Annotated in this window: 18 protein-coding genes; 12 read left to right on the forward strand and 6 right to left on the reverse strand. The window is 57.5% G+C overall.

Features of this window, described 5'->3' with window-relative positions:
• Positions 1 to 230: 230 nt before the first annotated feature.
• Entirely contained in the window at positions 231 to 1,328 is a 1,098-nt protein-coding gene (locus PKC29_11025; protein HML95950.1) for an RNA polymerase sigma factor RpoD/SigA, read from the reverse strand.
• Positions 1,329 to 1,903: 575 nt separating this feature from the next.
• Here PKC29_11025 and PKC29_11030 point away from each other — a divergent pair.
• The 3 genes from PKC29_11030 (at position 1,904) to PKC29_11040 (ending at position 3,348) form a co-directional block, all read left to right on the forward strand.
• Positions 1,904 to 2,830 (forward strand): NAD-dependent epimerase/dehydratase family protein, encoded by a 927-nt coding sequence (locus PKC29_11030; GenBank protein ID HML95951.1) that lies wholly within the window; start codon positions 1,904 to 1,906, stop codon positions 2,828 to 2,830.
• A 75-nt stretch (positions 2,831 to 2,905) separates the two neighbouring features.
• Positions 2,906 to 3,133 (forward strand): hypothetical protein, encoded by a 228-nt coding sequence (locus tag PKC29_11035; GenBank protein ID HML95952.1) that lies wholly within the window; start codon positions 2,906 to 2,908, stop codon positions 3,131 to 3,133.
• Positions 3,133 to 3,348, forward strand: a complete 216-nt coding sequence (locus PKC29_11040; GenBank protein ID HML95953.1) for a hypothetical protein — start codon at positions 3,133 to 3,135, stop codon at positions 3,346 to 3,348. The genes PKC29_11035 and PKC29_11040 overlap by 1 nt, the downstream gene beginning before the upstream one ends.
• A 12-nt stretch (positions 3,349 to 3,360) precedes the next feature.
• Here the strand turns inward: PKC29_11040 and guaA are convergent, their stop codons facing one another.
• The 5 genes from guaA to PKC29_11065 all read right to left on the reverse strand — a co-directional run bounded on the left by guaA (position 3,361) and on the right by PKC29_11065 (position 8,657).
• Positions 3,361 to 4,893 (reverse strand): glutamine-hydrolyzing GMP synthase, encoded by a 1,533-nt coding sequence (guaA, locus tag PKC29_11045; protein HML95954.1) that lies wholly within the window; start codon positions 4,891 to 4,893, stop codon positions 3,361 to 3,363.
• A gap of 74 nt (positions 4,894 to 4,967) precedes the next feature.
• The gene (guaB, locus tag PKC29_11050; protein ID HML95955.1) at positions 4,968 to 6,446 is read right to left on the reverse strand and encodes an IMP dehydrogenase; all 1,479 of its coding nucleotides are present in this window, start codon (positions 6,444 to 6,446) and stop codon (positions 4,968 to 4,970) included.
• An 11-nt stretch (positions 6,447 to 6,457) separates the two neighbouring features.
• Positions 6,458 to 6,853, reverse strand: coding sequence for a hypothetical protein (locus tag PKC29_11055; GenBank protein HML95956.1), 396 nt, complete (start codon positions 6,851 to 6,853; stop codon positions 6,458 to 6,460).
• A 218-nt stretch (positions 6,854 to 7,071) separates the two neighbouring features.
• The gene (locus PKC29_11060) at positions 7,072 to 8,298 is read right to left on the reverse strand and encodes a hypothetical protein (GenBank protein ID HML95957.1); all 1,227 of its coding nucleotides are present in this window, start codon (positions 8,296 to 8,298) and stop codon (positions 7,072 to 7,074) included.
• Positions 8,299 to 8,504: 206 nt separating this feature from the next.
• The gene (locus PKC29_11065; protein HML95958.1) at positions 8,505 to 8,657 is read right to left on the reverse strand and encodes a hypothetical protein; all 153 of its coding nucleotides are present in this window, start codon (positions 8,655 to 8,657) and stop codon (positions 8,505 to 8,507) included.
• Between the two features lie 167 nt (positions 8,658 to 8,824).
• Between PKC29_11065 and PKC29_11070 the strand changes: the two genes are divergently transcribed.
• From PKC29_11070 to PKC29_11110, 9 genes are all read left to right on the forward strand, one after another.
• On the forward strand, positions 8,825 to 10,033 hold the full coding sequence (locus tag PKC29_11070) for a bifunctional 3,4-dihydroxy-2-butanone-4-phosphate synthase/GTP cyclohydrolase II (GenBank protein HML95959.1): 1,209 nt from the start codon (positions 8,825 to 8,827) through the stop codon (positions 10,031 to 10,033).
• A gap of 10 nt (positions 10,034 to 10,043) precedes the next feature.
• Entirely contained in the window at positions 10,044 to 10,523 is a 480-nt protein-coding gene (ribE, locus tag PKC29_11075) for a 6,7-dimethyl-8-ribityllumazine synthase (protein HML95960.1), read from the forward strand.
• 8 nt (positions 10,524 to 10,531) lie between these two features.
• Complete coding sequence (gene nusB / locus PKC29_11080) at positions 10,532 to 10,999, forward strand: transcription antitermination factor NusB (GenBank protein ID HML95961.1); 468 nt, start codon at positions 10,532 to 10,534, stop codon at positions 10,997 to 10,999.
• Entirely contained in the window at positions 10,996 to 12,012 is a 1,017-nt protein-coding gene (gene trpD, locus PKC29_11085) for an anthranilate phosphoribosyltransferase (GenBank protein ID HML95962.1), read from the forward strand. Before nusB ends, trpD begins: the two co-directional genes overlap by 4 nt.
• Positions 12,013 to 12,037: 25 nt before the next feature.
• The gene (gene trpC, locus PKC29_11090; protein HML95963.1) at positions 12,038 to 12,832 is read left to right on the forward strand and encodes an indole-3-glycerol phosphate synthase TrpC; all 795 of its coding nucleotides are present in this window, start codon (positions 12,038 to 12,040) and stop codon (positions 12,830 to 12,832) included.
• Between the two features lie 113 nt (positions 12,833 to 12,945).
• Positions 12,946 to 13,269, forward strand: coding sequence for a hypothetical protein (locus PKC29_11095; GenBank protein HML95964.1), 324 nt, complete (start codon positions 12,946 to 12,948; stop codon positions 13,267 to 13,269).
• Between the two features lie 147 nt (positions 13,270 to 13,416).
• Complete coding sequence (locus PKC29_11100) at positions 13,417 to 14,910, forward strand: TolC family protein (protein HML95965.1); 1,494 nt, start codon at positions 13,417 to 13,419, stop codon at positions 14,908 to 14,910.
• Positions 14,907 to 16,094 carry an efflux RND transporter periplasmic adaptor subunit gene (locus PKC29_11105; GenBank protein HML95966.1) on the forward strand — a complete coding sequence of 396 codons (1,188 nt, stop codon included), beginning with the start codon at positions 14,907 to 14,909 and terminating at the stop codon, positions 16,092 to 16,094. Before PKC29_11100 ends, PKC29_11105 begins: the two co-directional genes overlap by 4 nt.
• Before the next feature lie 35 nt (positions 16,095 to 16,129).
• Positions 16,130 to 19,249 (forward strand): efflux RND transporter permease subunit, encoded by a 3,120-nt coding sequence (locus PKC29_11110; GenBank protein ID HML95967.1) that lies wholly within the window; start codon positions 16,130 to 16,132, stop codon positions 19,247 to 19,249.
• Positions 19,250 to 19,319: the final 70 nt, after the last annotated feature.

Raw genomic sequence — 19,319 nt, forward strand, 5'->3', positions numbered from 1 at the left:
GCCAGTATATTCAAAAAAGTGTTACCTATGTCCCCGAACGTTTGTTACCACTCTCTCCGGTCTGTACAAAAGGGGGGGGTAAGGGGGGATTTATTATGCAGCTTTACTTCCCCCCGATGGAACAATTGCCTGCAGAACGCTGAGATCTTTTGTCCGGACCGCCCCAAACAAAAAAAGCCGCTCACGACGTTTCCGGCGCAAGCGGCTCCGATTTATATTCAGTTCAGTTTTTAAGCGCTTATAAAGTCTTTGAGAATCCCTCCGGTGCTGAGCTGCCGGAGCTTCTTGAGCGCGCGCCTCTCTATCTGCCTTATGCGCTCGCGGGTGAGGCTGTACCTGTTCCCTATCTCGTCGAGCGTGTACGACTCGTCGTACCCGATCCCGAACCTCATCCTCAATATATCCTCCTCCCTGTCGGTCAGGTTCTTGAGCGCTTCCTCTATCTTCTCGGACATCGAAACGGTCGCGAGGAGCGTGTCGGTCGCGGGCCTCGTGTCGGGTATGAAGTCGATGAAGCTGTTCTTCCCGTCTCCTGATGCCGTGTTCACGGCGTCGAGATAAACGACGTTCGTAGAGGTTGCCTTAATGACCTTCGATACTTTCTTCACGCTGAGCCCGGTTTCCTCGGCGACATCTTCTATGGCCGGGGCCTCACCGTTCTCGTTCCTCAGCATGTTGGCCGTCCTCGTGATCTTGTTGGCCTGCTCCAGCACCCTTACCGGGATCCTGATTACCCTCGTCTGGTCGAAGAGCGACCTCGTTATGCTCTGTATGATCCACCACGAGGCGTAGGTCGAGAATCTGTATCCTTTCGACGGGTCGAACTTCTCGACCGCTTTAATAAGACCTATATTTCCTTCCTGTATTATGTCGGCCAGTGGAAGCCCTCTCCCCATGTAGTTCTTCGCGATGCTTATCACGAGCCTGAGGTTCGATTTTATGAATTTGTCCTTGTTCTCTATTTCCTTGTTTCTGTACGCCCTGTAAAGAGCGGACATCCTGTTCAGCTTTACATCGAGCGGCATATACACGCCCGCGGCCTTGGCTTTCCTCTCTTCAAGGCTGCATCTGCAAACGCCCGAATTCTCCTTCTTCAAAATCTCTTCGGTGAGGGCGCTCACATCTTCGGCGAGCTTGTCTGCCTTGGCGTTATATTTCTTTATTTTGGTGGCTATGCGAACCTCTTGCGAGGCGGTCAGGAGCGACTCGGTGCCGACTTCCTTGAAGTAGGACTGTAAGAGCTGATAATCCTCGTCCGGAATTACCCTGTTCTTTCCGTTCATCTTGCCGCCCGACGCCCCGTTCATCAGGCCCTGATCGTACGACATCTCGTTGGCGTGCGTACTTTGTTTCTCAAAGTCCTTCCCCGAGATGCTTCCAGCTACCGAACTATCAAAAGATTCTTTCAAGTCCTGTCGACCCATGGTAGTACCCTCCAGTTTAGTCCTCCGATATTTTTGACCCGTAAACCCCATGAAACTCGCATGATATAAGCGATGCAATGTTTATGCCACCAGCTATGTATTCGCCCTAATATGCTGTATTTATTCATTTAAATCGTTATTTGATACCTGAAGTGTTTCTTAAATTGATATGACTTTCGTGACAAAAAATGTCATTCCAGTGGGGGTATGCCGGAAATTGAAAGCGTAAAATGTCCCGCGCGGGAACAAAAAATCACTCCCCGTTTCGGTAAACGACTATAACCTTAACGATTCCCGGCCCGCGTTTTTGTACTCGCGCCGACTCTCGTCAGGCGTGTGCAAGAAAATTCCGAGGACCTTTACCGCCCCCAAATTGAGGTTGACAACCCCGAATATTGAGGGGAATATTAGCAATACCGATAAGACATGAATTCAGTTCTTTTATATCTGATTACAATCCGGCTAAAGGACATCAACTAATGAAAATACTGGTTACAGGCGGAGCCGGCTTTATAGGCTCATGGGTCGCTGACTCCTACATCGGCGGCGGACACGAAGTCTTGATATTCGACGACCTCTCTTCGGGGAGGCTCGAGAACGTAAACCCCAAAGCGGAGTTCGTAAAAGGGGACGTGAGGGACCGGGGTTTAATCGACGGCGTCATGGACGGCTTTAGGCCCGACGTCGTGAACCACCACGCAGCGCAGATAGACGTAAGAAAGTCCGTCGAGGATCCGGCGTTCGACGCCGAGGTGAACATAATCGGCTCTATCAACCTCCTCGAATCGTCCGTAAAGCACGGGGTGAAAAAGTTCATATTCGCCTCCACTGGCGGGGCCATATACGGCGAGCCCGAGGACATCCCCGCCGACGAGAGCACGCCGCCGATGCCGATATCGGCGTACGGCACGTCGAAATACGCCGTCGAGAAATACATCGAATACTACAGCCACATCTACTCGCTCGACTACGTCGCACTAAGGTACGCGAACGTCTACGGCCCCAGGCAAAACCCCCACGGCGAGGCCGGAGTGGTCGCCATATTCTGCAGCCGCATACTCTCCGGCAAAACGTGTACGGTATACGGCGACGGCGGCCAGACCAGGGACTACGTCTACGTGGGCGACGTCGCCCGGGCGAACGTCCTAGCGCTCGATTCGAAATCCGGCAGCTACAACATCGGCACAGGGGTCGAAACGTCCGTGAACGATCTCGTTAGCGAGCTCGGCGTCGCCTCCGGCCAGGTGTTCAGCACGGAGCACGCCGACGCCCGCGCCGGAGAGGTACAGAGGATAAGCCTCGAGGCCGGGCTCGCCGAAGAGGTCCTCGGCTGGGAGCCGCGCGTTTTCCTCGACGAGGGGATAAGAAACACGTGGGAGTGGTTCAGGGCTTCCAATAACGGGTAACGGGCGCCGCCGTAACCACCGATTGCGTAACCCGGTTCATAGTGTATCCTTAATCCTCTCGGAGGTCCCGGACTTATGAAAAACAAGGAAGATTTTCTTTACGACGTACGAATAATCAACAGGAACATCAGGGACGGAGTCGTGTCCAAAAAGGACTACGACAAGTACCTCGACAACCTCCCCGACGTCGAAGCCAATAGCGAGCCGCTCATTATCGAAGACGAAACCGAAACGCTGAGCACCGTGCCCGACGCCGCCGACACCGAAGAAGCGGCCGGCGAAGCCGAAGAGGAAGAAGACTGATGAAGTGGGATTACAAAGTCGTCACGATTGACCAGCTTTTTCACGGAAGCGAGGATCACGACATAGCGATATCCAAGGAAGCTGCGGCGGCCAGGAGGAACAAGCTCGGGCAGGGCGTCGAGAGCACCCTCAACCAGATGGGCGGGGAATTCTGGGAGCTCGTCACGATAGCCGGCGATTTCGCGATATTCAAAAGGCCCAAAGAAAAAGCCTGATCCTCCGGACCCTCACTCCCATTCTATAGTGCTGGGCGGCTTGGTGGATATGTCGTATACCACCCTGTTGACGCCCCTCACCTCGTTAATTATCCTGACGGAAATCTTTTCGAGAATGTCATACGGTATGCGCGCCCAGCTCGCGGTCATGCCGTCGAGGCTGGTGACCGCCCGTAGGGCGACGACGCTTTCGTAGGTCCTCTCGTCCCCCATGACGCCGACCGTCTTTACGGGGACGAACACGGTGAACGCCTGCCATATGTCGTCGTATATGCCGCTGCTCCTGAGCTCCGCGATGAATATCCTGTCCGCGTGGCGGAGTATCCTGAGCCTCTCATCCGTTATCTCGCCCATTATCCTTATGGCGAGCCCCGGCCCGGGGAAGGGATGCCTGCCGAGTATCTCCGGCGGCACGCCGAGCTCGGCCCCCACGGCCCTCACTTCGTCCTTGAAAAGCTCTCTTAAAGGTTCTACGAGCTTAAGGTTCATTTTTTCAGGAAGCCCGCCGACGTTGTGGTGCGACTTTATCGTGGCCGACGGCCCCTTTACGCTTACGCTCTCTATAACGTCCGGGTATAGCGTCCCTTGCGCGAGGAACTCGGCGCCCTCTATACGGGACGCCTCTTCCTCGAAGACGTTCACGAACTCCTCTCCGATTATTTTCCGCTTCCGCTCGGGGTCCGTCACACCTTCGAGCCTCTTTAAGAACCTCTCCCCGGCGTCCACGTGAATGAGGTTGAGTCCCATGTCCCTGAAGGACGCTACCACCTCTTCGGCTTCTTTGTCCCTGAGGAGCCCGGTATCGACGAAGATGCAGTAGAGCTGGTCCGGTATGGCGTGCTGTATTATCACGGCGGCTACCGCAGAATCGACGCCCCCCGAAAGCCCGCAGACGACCTTCGAGCCGCCGGCCTTCTCCCGTATGTCGGCTATGGCCGTCTCGACGAACGACCTCGGCGTCCATGAGCCGTCGCACCCGGCGATGCCGATTACGAAGTTCGACAATATCTCTTTACCGTATTTCGTGTGCACGACCTCGGGGTGAAACTGCGTCCCCCAGATCCTTCTCCCTGCGTCCTTCATCGCGGCCGCCGGGCAGTTCCCGCTGAGCGCGATGGACTTAAACCCTGGGGGCAATTCCAGCACGCGGTCCCCGTGCGACATCCAGACGCTGCTCTCCTCCGGCACATTATAAAAGAGGTCGTCCCCGTCCGTCACTTCCAGCGTCGCCGGGCCGTATTCCCTTTCCTCCGAGCGCTCCACCTTCCCGCCGAGGAGCTTCGCCGTAAGCTGCATGCCGTAACATATCCCGAGGACGGGGATACCGAGGTCGAATATCCCGGGGTCTACTGTGGGCGAGTCCTCGTCCCAGACGCTCGACGGCCCGCCCGAAAGTACGAGCGCCTTCGGGGCGATCTGCCTTATTTCTTCGAGCGGTGTTGTAAACGGTTTTATTTCTGAGTAAACCCCGAGCTCCCTCACGCGCCTCGCTATAAGCTGCGTGTATTGAGAGCCGAAGTCGAGTACCAGTATAGTCTCACGCATTTTAGTGTCTGATATTTCAAGAAGTCCGGTAGGGTAGTGGATTTTTAAAGAAGGTGAAACGCGCGCCGTGGGCCTCACTCCAGCCTGTAGTTGGGCGATTCCTTCGTAATTATGACGTCGTGTACGTGCCCTTCCCTGAGCCCGGCGTTCGTGACCTTTATAAACTTGCCGTTACTCCTGAGCTCGCCTATGGTCTTGCATCCCGTGTAGCCCATTCCGGCCCTGAGTCCACCGATGAGCTGATAGATCGTGCCGCCTATAGGGCCCCTGTAGGGTATCCTGCCCTCTATCCCCTCCGGTACGAGCTTCGAGTCAATCATCTCGTCGCCCTGGTTCTGGGCGTACCTGTCCCTGCTGGTGCCCTTCTTCATGGCCTCGATGGAGCCCATCCCCCTGTACACCTTGTACGTCCTTCCCTGAAAGAGAATGACCTCTCCCGGGGCCTCGTCCGTACCGGCGAAAAGGTTCCCTATCATGACCGAATGAGCGCCCGCGGCGATTGCCTTGACTATGTCGCCCGAAAACTTGATCCCCCCGTCCGCAATCGCCGGAATCCCGTGAAGGTCCGATATCCTCGTTACGTCCTGTATCGCCGAAACCTGCGGCACCCCTATGCCCGCTATTATTCTCGTCGTGCATATGGATCCCGGCCCGACGCCTATCTTCACCCCGTCGACGCCGGCCTTGATTACGGCCTCCGCGCCTTCGCCCGTGCCGATGTTCCCGGCTATGAGCTCTATCCCGGGGAAGTTCGCCTTGGTCGATTTTATCGCGTCGAGCACTTTCTTCGAGTGACCGTGCGCCGTGTCGATGACTATCACGTCGCACCCGACGTCCACCAGCGCCTGTATCCTCGCTTCCCTGTCGGGCCCGACGCCTACCGCGGCGCCGCATCTCAGCCTGCCCATGCCGTCCTTGCATGCGGTGGGATATTTTTCTATCTTCTCTATGTCCTTCATCGTGATGAGCCCGCGGAGCTTGAACTCCGAGTTCACCACGGGGAGCTTTTCTATCTTGTACTTATGAAGGAGCTCCTTCGCCTCTTCGAGCGTCGTGCCCTCCCCGACCGTTACAAGCTTCTTCTTCGGGGTCATTATCTGGTCGACCCTGAATTCGAGATTCTTCTCGAACCGGAGGTCCCTGAAGGTGATTATGCCGAGAAGGGAATCGTCCTCCCTCGTCACGGGAAGCCCCGTGATATTGTGCTTGAGCATTATGTCGAGGGCTTCCCGCACTTTATGGTCGGGCCTTACGGTAAGCGGGTTGACTATCATCCCGCTCTCGTATTTCTTGACCCTCATCACCTCGGCCGCCTGCTCGTGTATGTCGAGGTTCCTGTGAATAATGCCGATGCCGCCTTCCTGCGCCATGGATATGGCGGTGATCGATTCGGTGACGGTGTCCATGGCGGCGCTGACGAGCGGGATGTTGAGCTTTATGTTTCGTGAGAGCATCGTCGAAACTTCGACGTCGTTCGGGAGGGTGTCTGAATAGGCTGGTACCAGAAGAACGTCGTCGAACGTGAGACATTCCTCTATTTTTTCGATGTTCATGGCGCTACCTTTTATTTTTTGGCGGTCGTTTTCCTGGCGGCCGGTTTCGCCGCCGTGGTTTTCTTCTTCCTGGCCGTCGTGGATGCGGAAGCGGCCGGTTTCTTCTCTTCTTTCTTGTCTTCGGCGACTGAAATCAGCCTGGCCGGGGTCTTTACGATCTCGATTATCTTCTTTCTCATCTCGGGGAGCGTAACCCCGAGCTCTATTTCTATCTCCTGGTCCTTTTCGCCGAGGTTTATAAATACGGGAAGGACCCCTACGTACGTCTTGGAATCCACCCTTTCGAAGCCGAGGGCCTTCAGCAGCTTTTTAGGTAAAGTCGGAAATTCCAGGGTTGCAATCTCCGCTGTCTCCTGCGGCAAAAGGCCGTCCTGGCTTACGCTGATTTTAAGACGGGTGGATTTCATATAGTCCCTCACCTTGCCTTTGATATAATACGACTGTTATATTTTGAATATAGGATATTTGTTTAGTCCCTAAATACCGCAATCCTGTTCCAGAAAAACGTGATCGAGTGGTAAAGCTTAATAGCCCTATTAACTAGATTATTTTACTCGAAGGCAGGGCATTTATCAAGGAATTATTGGACTTGGCGGCGCTTTTCCGGCGGCTTTTAAGGCAGGGTTCAGTCTGAAAGAGAAGTCTCGTAATCGACCACTCTAAGGTTGTATTTAAGCCCCAGCACCTTTCCCGAAGGCGGGAATACCGCGTAAAAGGGTACGGACTCCCCGGGCTTTATGTCGAAATTAAGCCCCCCCAGCTTCTCCGTATTATAAAAGTCTATATTCCCCGTTTTCTTCTTCAGCTTAAAGAGTATGTCCTGAAGCGGAAGGCCCCTCAGCTCTCCCTCCGTAAAGGTATTACCCGCGTAAACGGTATCGTTGTAAAGCACCTGCCCCGCTGATATGAACTCGCTCTCTATCCTGACGTAGCTGACGGCGCTGTCAGACCGGTTCGTGACCCTGCCGGATATAACGTAAAGCGGCCCGTTCCTCGTGTTGAGCCACCTTCCCTGGTGCTCCGTGATGACGACGTCGTTCTTCGCGGGCTCGGCCAGCATGCCCGGGACGAGCGACTTCACCGTCCCTTCCACCCGGGCCGCCATTTCGGGGGGCACGTATCCCGTGTTGAGGAGTATCACGTAAGACGCCCCGAGTATGACCGCGAGAATTATCAGCGACAAAAGGGCGTAGGCGAATGTCGTCCAGAAGCCGCCCCTTTTCCCGGGTTTCGGCCTGTATACCCTTCCAATGTCCTGCCGGGGCCGCGCCGCTTCGGGGGGAGGGACGGTGCTCCGGTATTCGTTGTGCCTGAGAGCGTCCATATTAAGGAAGAGAGCGTCCCCCCTGATATCGCGCGACTTCTCTTCCGCCGTCTCCGCCTCTCCGCCGCGATCGACGGGTTCGGGCCTCCTTCCGAGCGGAATCTCCTCGGCCTCCTCAGGCTCCTCGTCCTCGAAGAGCCTCGGCTCCCGGGCCGGGGGCTCCGGCCCTTCCTTGTCTATCTTCAGGTTCTCCCAGTTAAATTCCGAGTCCCTCTTCTTAAAGGCGTCCTCGATGCTTACCTTAAAGTCCTCGGCCACGGTCCCGGTCTTGCTGATATTTACGAACTCCTCCCAGTTCCCGCCGTCTCCGGCGACGCCTGGCCCCGCCCCCGGTGTCTTTCCTCCCCCCGGTTTGAGCTCGATACCGTCGGGGTCTATCTCCCCCATCACCTCGGACCGTATCTCGTCGAAGAGCGTTCGCCCTCCGGCTCCGTCCGCGGCGGCGCTCCCGCACTCGGGGCAAAGGGCCTCCCCGCCGGTCCCGTCGGCTTCGAACTTCGCCTTGCATTTCTCACATTCTATAATCATCCGGTCCCGCTCTCCCCCGGCTTTCGGAAGGCTTTAAACAATTATTAGTGCTGTCTTCGCGTCCAGTCAATAACCGCCCGCCCCTTCGAACCCTGCCGCCCCGGGGCGGCCCCCCGGTCTACGCTCCCTATCCCGTTAATACGTCCGAAGCGCGTTCTTCCGCTTTTTGGTATTATATACGACCGGGCGACGAAGTAATCTTCTCCTTATATAATTCGCGGTCCCGGCCCCGCGGGTTTCTTGTGGAGCAGCCTGAACGAGCGCTTCATGGCCTTCGGCGACGGCGGGATTCTCTGCAGCGATGTCTTTACGCGTATAGTCGAAGACCCGAAGCTCCCCGGCGCTTCAGGCTCGCTCAAGCCTAAGCCGCTTTCATTAATTGATTTTCGGGAATTCCGGTCCTTACTTTCCCGAGATGGGGCTCAAGGCCCCTCATTTGACAAACCCCGGGGGTACCTTATATTGTAAATCTGTTACACTATACTATAATCAAACTTTTCAATCCGTACCCAAGGAAAAAGACAATATGCCGATCAGTTCTATAGAAGATGCGATCTCGGATATCCGGGACGGGAAGATGGTTATTCTCGTCGACGACAAGGACAGGGAAAACGAAGGGGACCTCGTCGTCGCGGCCGAGTACGCAACTGCGGAAACAATCAACTTCATGGCGAAGCACGGAAGGGGGCTCGTCTGCCTCGCGCTTACGAAAGAAAACGCCGACCGCATAGGGCTCCAGCCCATAAAGCCAGAATACAACCCCGTTCCCCAGTATACGGCATTCACGATATCCATCGACGCGTGTAACGGCATCACGACGGGCATCTCCGCGTTCGACAGGGCCTCCACCATAAAACAGGCCATATCCGAAGAATCCAGGCCCGACGATTTCATCCGCCCGGGGCACGTGTTCCCGCTCATAAGCAGGGAAGGCGGGGTTCTCGTAAGGGCCGGTCATACGGAAGGCTCGGCCGACCTGGCGAGGCTCGCGGGTTTAAAGCCGGCTGCCGTTATATGCGAGATAATGAACGACGACGGCGACATGGCCAGGCTCCCCGATCTCGAAAAATTCGCCGAGACGCACAACATCAAGATAGCCTCGATTGCAGACCTCATCAGCTACCGCCTCCGCGCCGAAAGCCTCGTAAGGAGGGCGGCCTCGGCGGTGATACCGACCGAGTTCGGCGAATTCAAGATAATAGTCTACGAAAGCGAGATAGACCCCCAGCACCACGTGGCCTTCGTAAAGGGCGACATCACCCCCGACAAGGACGTCCTCGTCAGGGTTCATTCCGAGTGCCTCACGAGCGACGTGTTCGGCTCTCTCCGCTGTGACTGCGGGCCCCAGATACGCCAGGCGATGAATATAATCAACAAGGAAGGAATGGGCGTTATACTTTACATGCGGCAGGAGGGCAGGGGGATCGGCCTCATCAACAAAATAAAGGCCTACGCCCTTCAGGACGACGGCTACGATACCGTCGAGGCCAACGAAGTGCTCGGGTTCAAACCCGATCTCAGGGATTATGGCATAGGGGCGCAGATTCTCCTCGACCTCGGCGTCAGGAACATGCGTCTCCTCACGAATAACCCCAAGAAGATAAAGGGCCTCGAAGGGTTCGGGCTCAAAATAGTCGAGCGCGTCCCGATAGAAATTCCGCCCAACGGCAGGAATTCCAGCTACCTCAAGGTAAAGAAGGACAAGCTGGGACACCTGCTCTCGATGGTGGACTGAGGAGAAAGAGATGCCAAAGGTACACGAGGGCGGCCTCGACGCCAGGGGATTCAAGTTCGCGGTGGTCGTAAGCAGGTTCAACGATTTCATAACCGAGCGGCTCATGCACGGCGCCGTGGATACGCTCGTCAGGCACGGGGCCTCCGACGGCGACATCGAGATCATAAGGGTCCCGGGTGCGTACGAGCTCCTCTACGCGGTGAAGAAGGCCGCCGAAAAGAACAAATACAACGCGATAATAGCGGTCGGGGCGATAATAAAGGGCCAGACGCCCCATTTCGACTACCTCTCCTCGACGGTGACGAGCCACATAGCTTCCATAAGCCTCGAAAAGGACGTGCCCGTAGCCTCGGGGATAATAACGACGGAAACCCTCGAGCAGGCCATAGAACGGGCGGGCTCCAAGGCCGGGAACCGCGGCGCCGACGCGGCCATTTCGGCGATAGAAATGGCGAACCTCACCAAGGCTTTATCCCGCAAAGGGCAGTAGCTTTATTTATGGGTACAAGGAGACGCTCAAGGGAGCTCGCGCTCCAGTTCCTCTATCAGTTCGACACCCTCTCGGAAGCCTCGGACGGCGCGCCCGGCGTCTCGGGCAAAGGGGCCTCGCTCGACGAAGAGCTCGCGCTTTTCTGGGAAGGGCACGGCGACCGCATTCACGGCGACATGAAGGATTTCGCCGGGACGCTCATCCGCGGGACATGCGGCAACCTCTCCCATATAGACGGCATAATCTCGCGCTATTCCGAGAACTGGCGCCTCTCGCGCATGTCGAAGATAGACAGGAACATACTGCGCGTCGCCCTTTACGAGCTCGTTTACTTGAGCGGCATTCCCCCCGCGGTTACTATTAACGAGGCCGTCGAGCTCGGCAAGAGGTTCGGCACGGGAGAATCCGGCTCTTTTATAAACGGCATACTGGATAAAATCAGACTGGCGAAGGAAAACGGTGAGCTCATCAAATGATTAGGGAAGCCATAGCCAAGCTCGTCGAGCGTATAGACCTCGAAGAAGACGAAATGTCCGAAGTCATAGAGACCATGATGGAGGGCGAGGCGACGCCCAGCCAGATATCGGCATTCCTCGCGGCCCTCAGGATGAAGGGCGAATCCGTCCCCGAGATCACGGGGGCGGCGAAGGTGCTCCTCGACAAGGCCACCCGCATATCTTCGGGGCACGACGTCGTGGTCGACCTCTGCGGCACGGGCGGAGACAGCCAGGGGACGTTCAACGTCTCCACGGTCGCCGCGCTCGTAGTCGCCGGCGCGGGGGTCCCCGTGGCGAAGCACGGGAACCGCTCCGTTTCGAGCTACGTCGGAAGCGCCGACGTCCTCGAAGCGCTGGGCGTCGATATAACCCCCTCCCCCGAAATCGCCGAGAGATGCCTCCGCGACGTCGGCATCGTATTCCTCTTCGCGCCCCTTTATCACCCGGCCATGAAGAACGTGTCCGTTCCCCGGAAAGAGATCGGCATCAGGACCATATTCAACATCATCGGCCCCATCGTAAACCCGGCGGGCGTAAAGCACCAGGTGATCGGCGTATATTCCGAGGTCCTCCTCGACCCGATGATAAAGGTCCTCCGCAACCTCGGCCACAAGGGCGCTATGATAGTCCACGGCTCGGATTCGATGGACGAAATCACGGTCACGGGCAAGACGGTCATCGCCGAGCTCAAGGACGGCATGGTAAAGAAATTCCAGTTCGATCCTACGGAGATAGGAATTAAAAAGAGGAACATCGCCGAGCTCAAGGGCGGAAAGACGGCCGAGGAAAACGCGACCCTCCTCGTTTCTATTCTCAAGGGCGAGGAGAGGGAAGCCAAGAGAGACATAGTTCTCCTGAACGCGGCAGCCGCGATTTACGTCTCCGGCACGAGCCCCGACTTCGAAGATGCGCTCGGCCGTGCGGCCGAATCCATAGACTCGGGTAAGGCCTACGCCAGGCTCGAAGGGCTCATAAAGGCTACGCATAATTGAATCATCGACAGTGAGCTTGAATAAAATGGCCACAGGAACGATCCTCGACACCATAATCGAAAACACTCGCATCGAAGTCGCAGAGGCCGGAAAGTCCCTTCCCCTCGAAAGCCTCTCCCGTCTTGCGCAGTCTTCCCCGGCGCCGCGCGATTTCGCCTCGGCCATAAGCCCGTCCCGCGGGCTCAGGATTATCGCCGAGATAAAGCACGCCTCGCCCTCCAAGGGCATATTCAGGGAGGATTTCGACCCTGTCGCGATAGGAAAGGGGTACGAAGCAGGCGGCGCTTCCGCGCTTTCCGTGCTCACCGACAGGAAATTCTTCAGGGGCAGTCTCGACTATCTCGAAGCCGTCAAAAAAGAAGTCTCGATACCTCTACTCAGGAAGGATTTCATTATCGATCCTTACCAGGTCTATGAGGCCAGGGTGCGCGGTGCGGACGCGATTCTCCTCATAGTCGCGGCGCTGGAGCAGAGCCTCCTCGTCGAGCTCCAGACGCTCGCACGCGCGCTCGACCTCGGCGTTATGGTCGAGGTGCACGACGAAGCCGAGCTCGAAAGGGCCCTTTCGGCCGGGAGCGACATCGTCGGCATAAACAACCGCGACCTCCGGACGTTCGAGGTCGACCTCGGCGTTTCCGAAAGGCTGTCGCGGATGATACCCGGCGGTGTAACCATAGTGGCCGAAAGCGGCATATCTTCCGGAAACGACATCAAGCGGCTCCGGGACGAAGGCGTCCACGTCTTTCTCATAGGCGAGACGTTCATGAAAGCGCCCGTCCCCGGCGAAGAGCTCGGGAAGCTCATTCGGGAATCCTTATAATTTCAGTCCGCGTACGATGCCGCCTCGCGGCCGCATCCTGCCTTTTCCCTCTTTCCGATACTCCCGGCTGCCGCCGTTTTGTATAACTCAAAATCCGTATATATTATTGCTTCATGACAGACGAAGCGCCCGTAAAGAAAAAAAGTCCCTTGATCGCCCTGGTGCTCTCGGGGTTCGTCCCGGGGTTCGGCCAGTTATACACCCGCCAGCCGCTGAAGGGCATAATTCTCCTGGTTCTCTACATAGCCATTACCGTCCTCGGCTTCGAGCCGTTCCAGACGGTTTTTCAGGCGGTTACGGCCCCCGAAACGGCGGTTCAGGACAAGAAAGCCTTCATTCTTTTTTTCATCTACACCATGGCGACCCTGGTCCTTCTTCTCTACGCAATGTTCGACGCGTTTTCGAGGGCGAACAAGATCAACTCCGGCGCGGGGTAAAAAGATTCTCTTTTACGTCCCCGGCATCTTGACAATCGTCCGCTGTAGACATTATTATTTCGTATATTTTTCGGGCTGTTTCCTATAAAGGATCAGGAGGAGGATCTCCTGTAATTCCCATCCATTTAGAGTTCGCTGGAGACCTAATTGGCCTGTTTTAAACATGTGTATTTTTGTATAGCCCTCGCAGCGATTGTACATCTCGCTTCGTGCGCGGGCGGAGTTCCCGAATTCGACCCATACAAGGAAGCCTCCCGGGCGCCCGGCGAGGCATGGGTTCCGTCCGAAGAAGAACGCACCAAATCCTTCGAGCTCGAAGAGCTGCCTGTCATGCCCGAGGAGCTCAAGCCGGACGAGGAAAAGCTGACGCTCTCACAGCTCGTCGATTTTGCCCTCGTAAACAACCCGACGACGCAGGTCGCCTGGCAGGACGCAAGGGCCGCGGCGGCGGTGTGGGCTCAGGCTCGCGGGCTCTACTATCCCCAGATAGGGGGCACGGCGAATTACGCATACGCACGGGGCGGCGGCTCGTCCACCGGCTCCGACCCCTACCGCGAGCAGTACGGCAATGTCGGCCTCACCCTCAGCTACCTCCTGTTCGACTTCGGGGGGCGCGAAGCCCAGATAGACGCGGCGCGGCTCGCCCTTATAAATGCGAACTGGAATCAGAACGACGCCATACAGAACGTCCTCAACACCGTTGCCGTCTCCTACTATAACTACATCGGTTCAAAGGCCCTGGTCACCGCATTCGAAACCAACCTCGAAGAGGCGAAGACAAGCCTCGAAGCGGCCGAGCTAAGGCTGGAAGCGGGCGTCGGCACGCTCCCGGACGTCCTACAGGCAAAGGCCCAGCTCTCGCAGGTCGAGCTCGACCTCGTGGATGCCGAGGGCAACGTCGAAATATTCCGCGGCCGGCTGGCGACGGCGGTCGGGTGGCCGGCCAACATCTCGTACAACGTCTCCGACGAAGCGAACGAGCCGCCGGTGGCGGCGCTGAGCGACAACGTGAACGACCTTATCGACATCGGCATGAAGAACCGCCCCGACCTCGCCGCCGTCCAGGCGACCGTCAGGGAGCAGGAGGCGGTCCTGCGCGAGGCCAAGTCGCGGTTCTTCCCGACCATATCGGCAGGGGCGCAGGTCCTCGAATGGTGGGTCAAGCCCGAGGGCAGCACAAGGGATTATTTCACGAATTACCTCGTCGGGGTCCAGCTCCAGGTCCCGATATTCCAGGGGTTCACGATCATAAACTCGGTGCGCGAGGCCAGGGCCGAGCTCGAATCCGCGAAAGCCGCGCTAAAGCTCCAGGAGCAGATAGTAATTAACGACGTATGGAACGCCTATTTCAACTTTAAAACCTCGGTCCAGTCCTTAAACGCCGCCGGGAACCTTCTCGAAAGCGCGGCCGAATCCTACGATGCCTCGCTCGCCAGGTACCGGGCGGGAGTGGGCGACATAATCGAGCTCTTAAACGCGCAGACGACCCTCGCCCAGGCGCGCGCCGAGTACGTTCAGTCAAAGACGGACATCTTCACTACCTATGCCGACCTCGTAAACGCCATAGGGACGGAGCTTCCGTCCCCGGGCGCCCCGGAAGGCGGGATACCGGCCCTCGAAGGAGGAACCACAACGCAATGATTAAACGAAAGAAACTGTTTTCCGATCCTTTAAGGGCCGTACTGATCTACTCGTTTTCCCTCGCCCTCTTCGTTACGGCCGGGGGGTGCGGTAAGGAGGAAAAGAAATCCCCTCCGCCCATGCCCGTAACCGTGGCCCCGGTCGAATCGGAGACGGTCCCGATATACCTCGACTACGTCGGCACGACCGACTCGATTCAAACGGTCGATATAAATGCGAGGGTGGAGGGCTTTCTCATAAAAAGGGCGTTCGAGGACGGCGCCGACGTCAGGGAAGGGCAGCTCCTCTTCGTAATAGACCCGAGGCCCTTCGAGGCCGACCTCGCCTCCGCGCAGGCGGAGCTCGCCGAGAGCAGGGCGTCCCTCTCCTATGCTCTGGAGCAGGTAAGGCGCTACGAGCCCCTCGTCGGGAAGCAGTACATAACCCAGGACACGTACGACGGCTACGTAACCCGGGCCAGGGAGAACCGCGCGGCGGTCGAGGCCGCCGAGGCCAGCGTGACGCAGGCCAGGCTCAACCTCGGCTACTGCACGATGTACGCGCCGTTCGACGGCCGCATCGGGAGGCGCTACGTCGACGTCGGTAACCTCGTCGGCACGCCGGGCCAGCCGACAAAGCTCGCGACCATAGTGCAGCTCGACCCGCTCTACGTCTATTTCAGCGTGGCCGAGCGCGACGTGCCCAGGGTTATCAGCGCGCAGGAAGAAAAACCGCTCACAGTAAGCGTTCTCCTCCCCGACGAAACCAAAACCCCCGAGAGCGGCACTGTGGACTTCATAAACAACCAGGTCGACGTCAACACCGGCACAATAGAGCTAAGGGCCGTTGTTACGAACACGAGCGAAAGCATCCTTCCCGGTCAGTACGTAAAGGTCAGGCTCCTCCTCGGGGAGCAGCCCGATACGACCATAGTCCCCCAGCAGGCCATCGGCGAGCAGCAGGGGCAGAAATACGTCTACGTCGTCGGCGATAAAAACCAGGTCGAATTCAGGAACGTGACGGTCGGTCAGGACTACGGCAGCAAGTACACGGTAATAACCGAGGGCGTAAAAGCCGGAGAGAAGGTCATAATCCAGGGGCTCCAGAAGGTCCGCCCCGGAATGACAGTCTCCCCTAAGGCCGCTCCCAATCCGGCGCCGGGCCCGACACCCGGTCCCCGGTCCCCGGAGAAGGGGGGCGAATAGCCGGTTGCCTTCGATAGCGTACGAGGAGATTCCTATTGGTTGATTTTTTCATTCAGCGTCCGGTTCTCGCAACGGTCCTCGCGATCCTCATAACGCTCATAGGCGGCATCTCCATTCCGATACTGCCCATAGCCCAGTTCCCTGAGATCACGCCCCCGACTATCAACGTATCCGCCACGTACACGGGCGCCAGCGCCGAAGTCGTCGAGGAATCCGTAACCGACCCTATCGAAGAGCAGATAAACGGCGTCGAGGGCATGACCTACATGCAGTCCTTCAGCTCGAACGACGGCACCATGAACCTGAACGTCACATTCGACGTCGGGTACGACCTCGACATAGCCAACGTAGACGTCACGAACCAGGTACAGCTCGCGACGCCCCTCGTCCCCGAAGAAGTCAGCAAATACGGCATCTCGGTGCAGAAGCAGTCGCCGAGCCTAATACTCGTCGTTCAGCTCATATCCCCCGACGGGAGCCGCGACGACATATTCCTCAGCAACTACGCCGGCATACAGATAACCCAGACGCTCCAGAGGGTGCCCGGTGTCGGCAACATCACCGTCTTCGGCCAGCGTGAATATTCCATGCGTATATGGATGGACCCCGACAAGCTCGCCAGCCTCGGCCTCACGACGTCCGACGTGTCCGACGCCATATCCGAGCAGAACCTCCAGGTAGCGGCTGGAGCCATAGGGCAGCCGCCCGTTCCCGAGGGCCAGCAGTTCCAGTACACGATAACGACTCTCGGCAGGCTCGAAACAGCCGAGCAGTTCGGCGACATAATCCTCCGCGCCAATCCGGACGGAACGGTCGTCCGCATAAGGGACGTCGCCAGGGTAGAGCTCGGCGCCGTCACCTACAGCCAGGACAGCAAGCTCGACAACCGGACGGCCATCGGCATAGGTATCTACCAGCTCCCCGGCGCGAACGCCCTCGACATCGACAAACAGATACGCGCGACGATGGAGCAGCTCAAGGAGAATTTCCCTTCGGGCGTCGATTACAGCATAGTCTACGACACGACGGCTTTCGTCAAAGCCTCCATAGAAGAGGTCCTCATGACACTCTTCGAAGCCTTCGTCCTGGTCTTTATAGTCGTATTCATATTCCTCCAGAATTTCAGGGCGACGCTCATTCCCGCCATAACGATCCCGGTCTCCCTGATAGGCACGTTCGCTCTCATAAACGCATTCGGATTCTCCATCAACACGCTCACACTTTTCGGCCTCGTGCTGGCGATAGGCCTCGTCGTAGACGACGCGATCGTCGTCGTCGAAAACGTCTCGCGCCTTCTCGAGGAAAAGGACATATCCCCGAAAGATGCCACGAGCCTCGCCATGAAAGAGGTCACCGGTCCGATCGTGGCGACTTCCCTCGTCCTCATGGCCGTGTTCGTCCCGGTCTCCTTCATGCCGGGGATCTCCGGCCAGATGTACAGGCAGTTCGCACTGACTATTGCATTCTCAGTCGGCATATCCGCCATAAACGCGCTCACGCTGAGCCCCGCGCTCTGCGCCATGCTGCTCAGGAAGGAACCGAGCAAGCAGAAATGGTGGTTCTTCAGAAAGTTCGACGAGGGCTTCGACAAGATGAGAGCCCACTACCAGTCATTCGTAAAAACGATAAGCCTCAAGTGGAAAGTGGTGGTTCTCGTTTTCGTGGTCCTCATAGGGGTCACGGCATACCTCTTTAAAATAGTCCCGACCGGGTTCGTCCCCGAGGAGGATCAGGGGTACTTCATCGTAAACATACAGGGCCCCGAGGGCTCCTCGCTCCAGCGCACCAACCAGACAGTGGACGAAGTCTACGAAATCCTCAGGGACATACCGGGCGTAGAGCACGTGATATCGATATCGGGCCTTAACTTCCTCACGTCCACCTCCGACTCCAACGCCGCTGCCGTTTTCGCGGTCCTGAAGCCCTGGGACGAACGAAAATCGAAAGAGCTCAACGTGGACTACATACTGAACGAGGCGAGGCAGAAATTCATGGGCATAACGAGCGCCATAGTCGTCGCTTTCAACGCCCCCGCAATCCAGGGCCTGAGCTCCACCGGCGGCTTTCAGTTCGAGCTCCAGGACAGGACCGACCTGGGCATAGAGGTCCTCGCCGAAACCCTGATGAAGATGATAGAAGAGGGTGAAAAGAGGCCCGAGCTCGTCGGCCTGTTCAGCACCTTCTCGGCCAACACCCCGGGTCTCTACATCGAGCTCGACAGGACGAAGGCCAAGACGCAGGGGGTCCCGATCTCCGAGATCTTCAGCACGCTTCAAGGGTATCTGGGCTCGCTCTACGTAAACGATTTCAACCTCTTCGGGCAGGTGTACAAGGTCTTCATACAGGCCGAGGCCAAATACAGGGCATCCGTCAACGACATCTCGCGCATATACGTGAAATCCTCGAACGGCGGGCTCGTCCCCCTCGATACCCTCATCGACGTAACGAGCATAGTCGGCCCGCAGACGATCTCGCATTACAACCTCTTCCGCTCGGCGGAGATAGACGGCGACGCCGCCCCCGGCTACAGCTCCGGGCAGGCGATGAAGGCCATGGAAGAGGTCGCCGAAGAGGTGATGCCCGAGGGCATGGGCTACGAGTGGTCGGGCATATCCTACCAGGAAATCAAGGCCGGTAACCTCGCGCCCCTCATATTCTCTCTCTCGCTCATCTTCGTGTTCCTCTTCCTCGCCGCGCTTTACGAGAGCTGGTCCATGCCGTTCATGGTCATGCTGGCGGTTCCGCTCGCGCTCCTTGGCGCCATGCTCGCCCAGCATCTCCGCGGGCTCTCTAACGACATCTACTGCCAGATAGGCCTCGTCATGCTCATAGGTCTTGCGAGCAAGAACGCAATTCTCATAGTCGAGTTCGCGAAGCAGCGGCGCGACGAGGGAATGGATATTCTCCAGTCCGCCCTCACCGCGGCCGAGATAAGGCTCCGGCCGATTCTCATGACGGCGTTCGCGTTTATTCTCGGCGTCTTCCCGCTCGTAATCGCGTCAGGCGCGGGGGCCAACAGCCGCCATTCGCTCGGCACGGCGGTCTTCGGGGGCATGATAGTCTCGACGCTCCTCAGCCTCATAATCGTCCCCGTGTTCTACGTCGTGATACAGACGCTGAGAGAAGGCGGATTCAGGAAAAAGCAGGCCCGGTAAAGCTGGGGCCACGCCGCGCGCCGCCGTCACGGCGGACCGGACAGCGAGCGAGGCGGAGCTCCTCTCCTCT

It is taken from the genome of Thermodesulfobacteriota bacterium (assembly GCA_035325995.1).
Classification (GTDB): Bacteria; Desulfobacterota_D; UBA1144; order Nemesobacterales; family UBA2774; genus JADLGH01.

Coding starts and splice junctions, on each gene's coding strand:
- guaA (HML95954.1), bottom strand. CDS start 4,893: ATGCGTGAGACTATACTGGTACTCGACTTCGGCTCTCAATACACGCAG.
- PKC29_11040 (HML95953.1), top strand. CDS start 3,133: ATGAAGTGGGATTACAAAGTCGTCACGATTGACCAGCTTTTTCACGGA.
- PKC29_11030 (HML95951.1), top strand. CDS start 1,904: ATGAAAATACTGGTTACAGGCGGAGCCGGCTTTATAGGCTCATGGGTC.
- PKC29_11095 (HML95964.1), top strand. CDS start 12,946: ATGACAGACGAAGCGCCCGTAAAGAAAAAAAGTCCCTTGATCGCCCTG.
- PKC29_11105 (HML95966.1), top strand. CDS start 14,907: ATGATTAAACGAAAGAAACTGTTTTCCGATCCTTTAAGGGCCGTACTG.
- PKC29_11070 (HML95959.1), top strand. CDS start 8,825: ATGCCGATCAGTTCTATAGAAGATGCGATCTCGGATATCCGGGACGGG.
- trpC (HML95963.1), top strand. CDS start 12,038: ATGGCCACAGGAACGATCCTCGACACCATAATCGAAAACACTCGCATC.
- trpD (HML95962.1), top strand. CDS start 10,996: ATGATTAGGGAAGCCATAGCCAAGCTCGTCGAGCGTATAGACCTCGAA.
- PKC29_11035 (HML95952.1), top strand. CDS start 2,906: ATGAAAAACAAGGAAGATTTTCTTTACGACGTACGAATAATCAACAGG.
- PKC29_11025 (HML95950.1), bottom strand. CDS start 1,328: ATGTCGTACGATCAGGGCCTGATGAACGGGGCGTCGGGCGGCAAGATG.
- PKC29_11060 (HML95957.1), bottom strand. CDS start 8,298: ATGATTATAGAATGTGAGAAATGCAAGGCGAAGTTCGAAGCCGACGGG.
- ribE (HML95960.1), top strand. CDS start 10,044: ATGCCAAAGGTACACGAGGGCGGCCTCGACGCCAGGGGATTCAAGTTC.
- guaB (HML95955.1), bottom strand. CDS start 6,446: ATGAACATCGAAAAAATAGAGGAATGTCTCACGTTCGACGACGTTCTT.
- nusB (HML95961.1), top strand. CDS start 10,532: ATGGGTACAAGGAGACGCTCAAGGGAGCTCGCGCTCCAGTTCCTCTAT.
- PKC29_11055 (HML95956.1), bottom strand. CDS start 6,853: ATGAAATCCACCCGTCTTAAAATCAGCGTAAGCCAGGACGGCCTTTTG.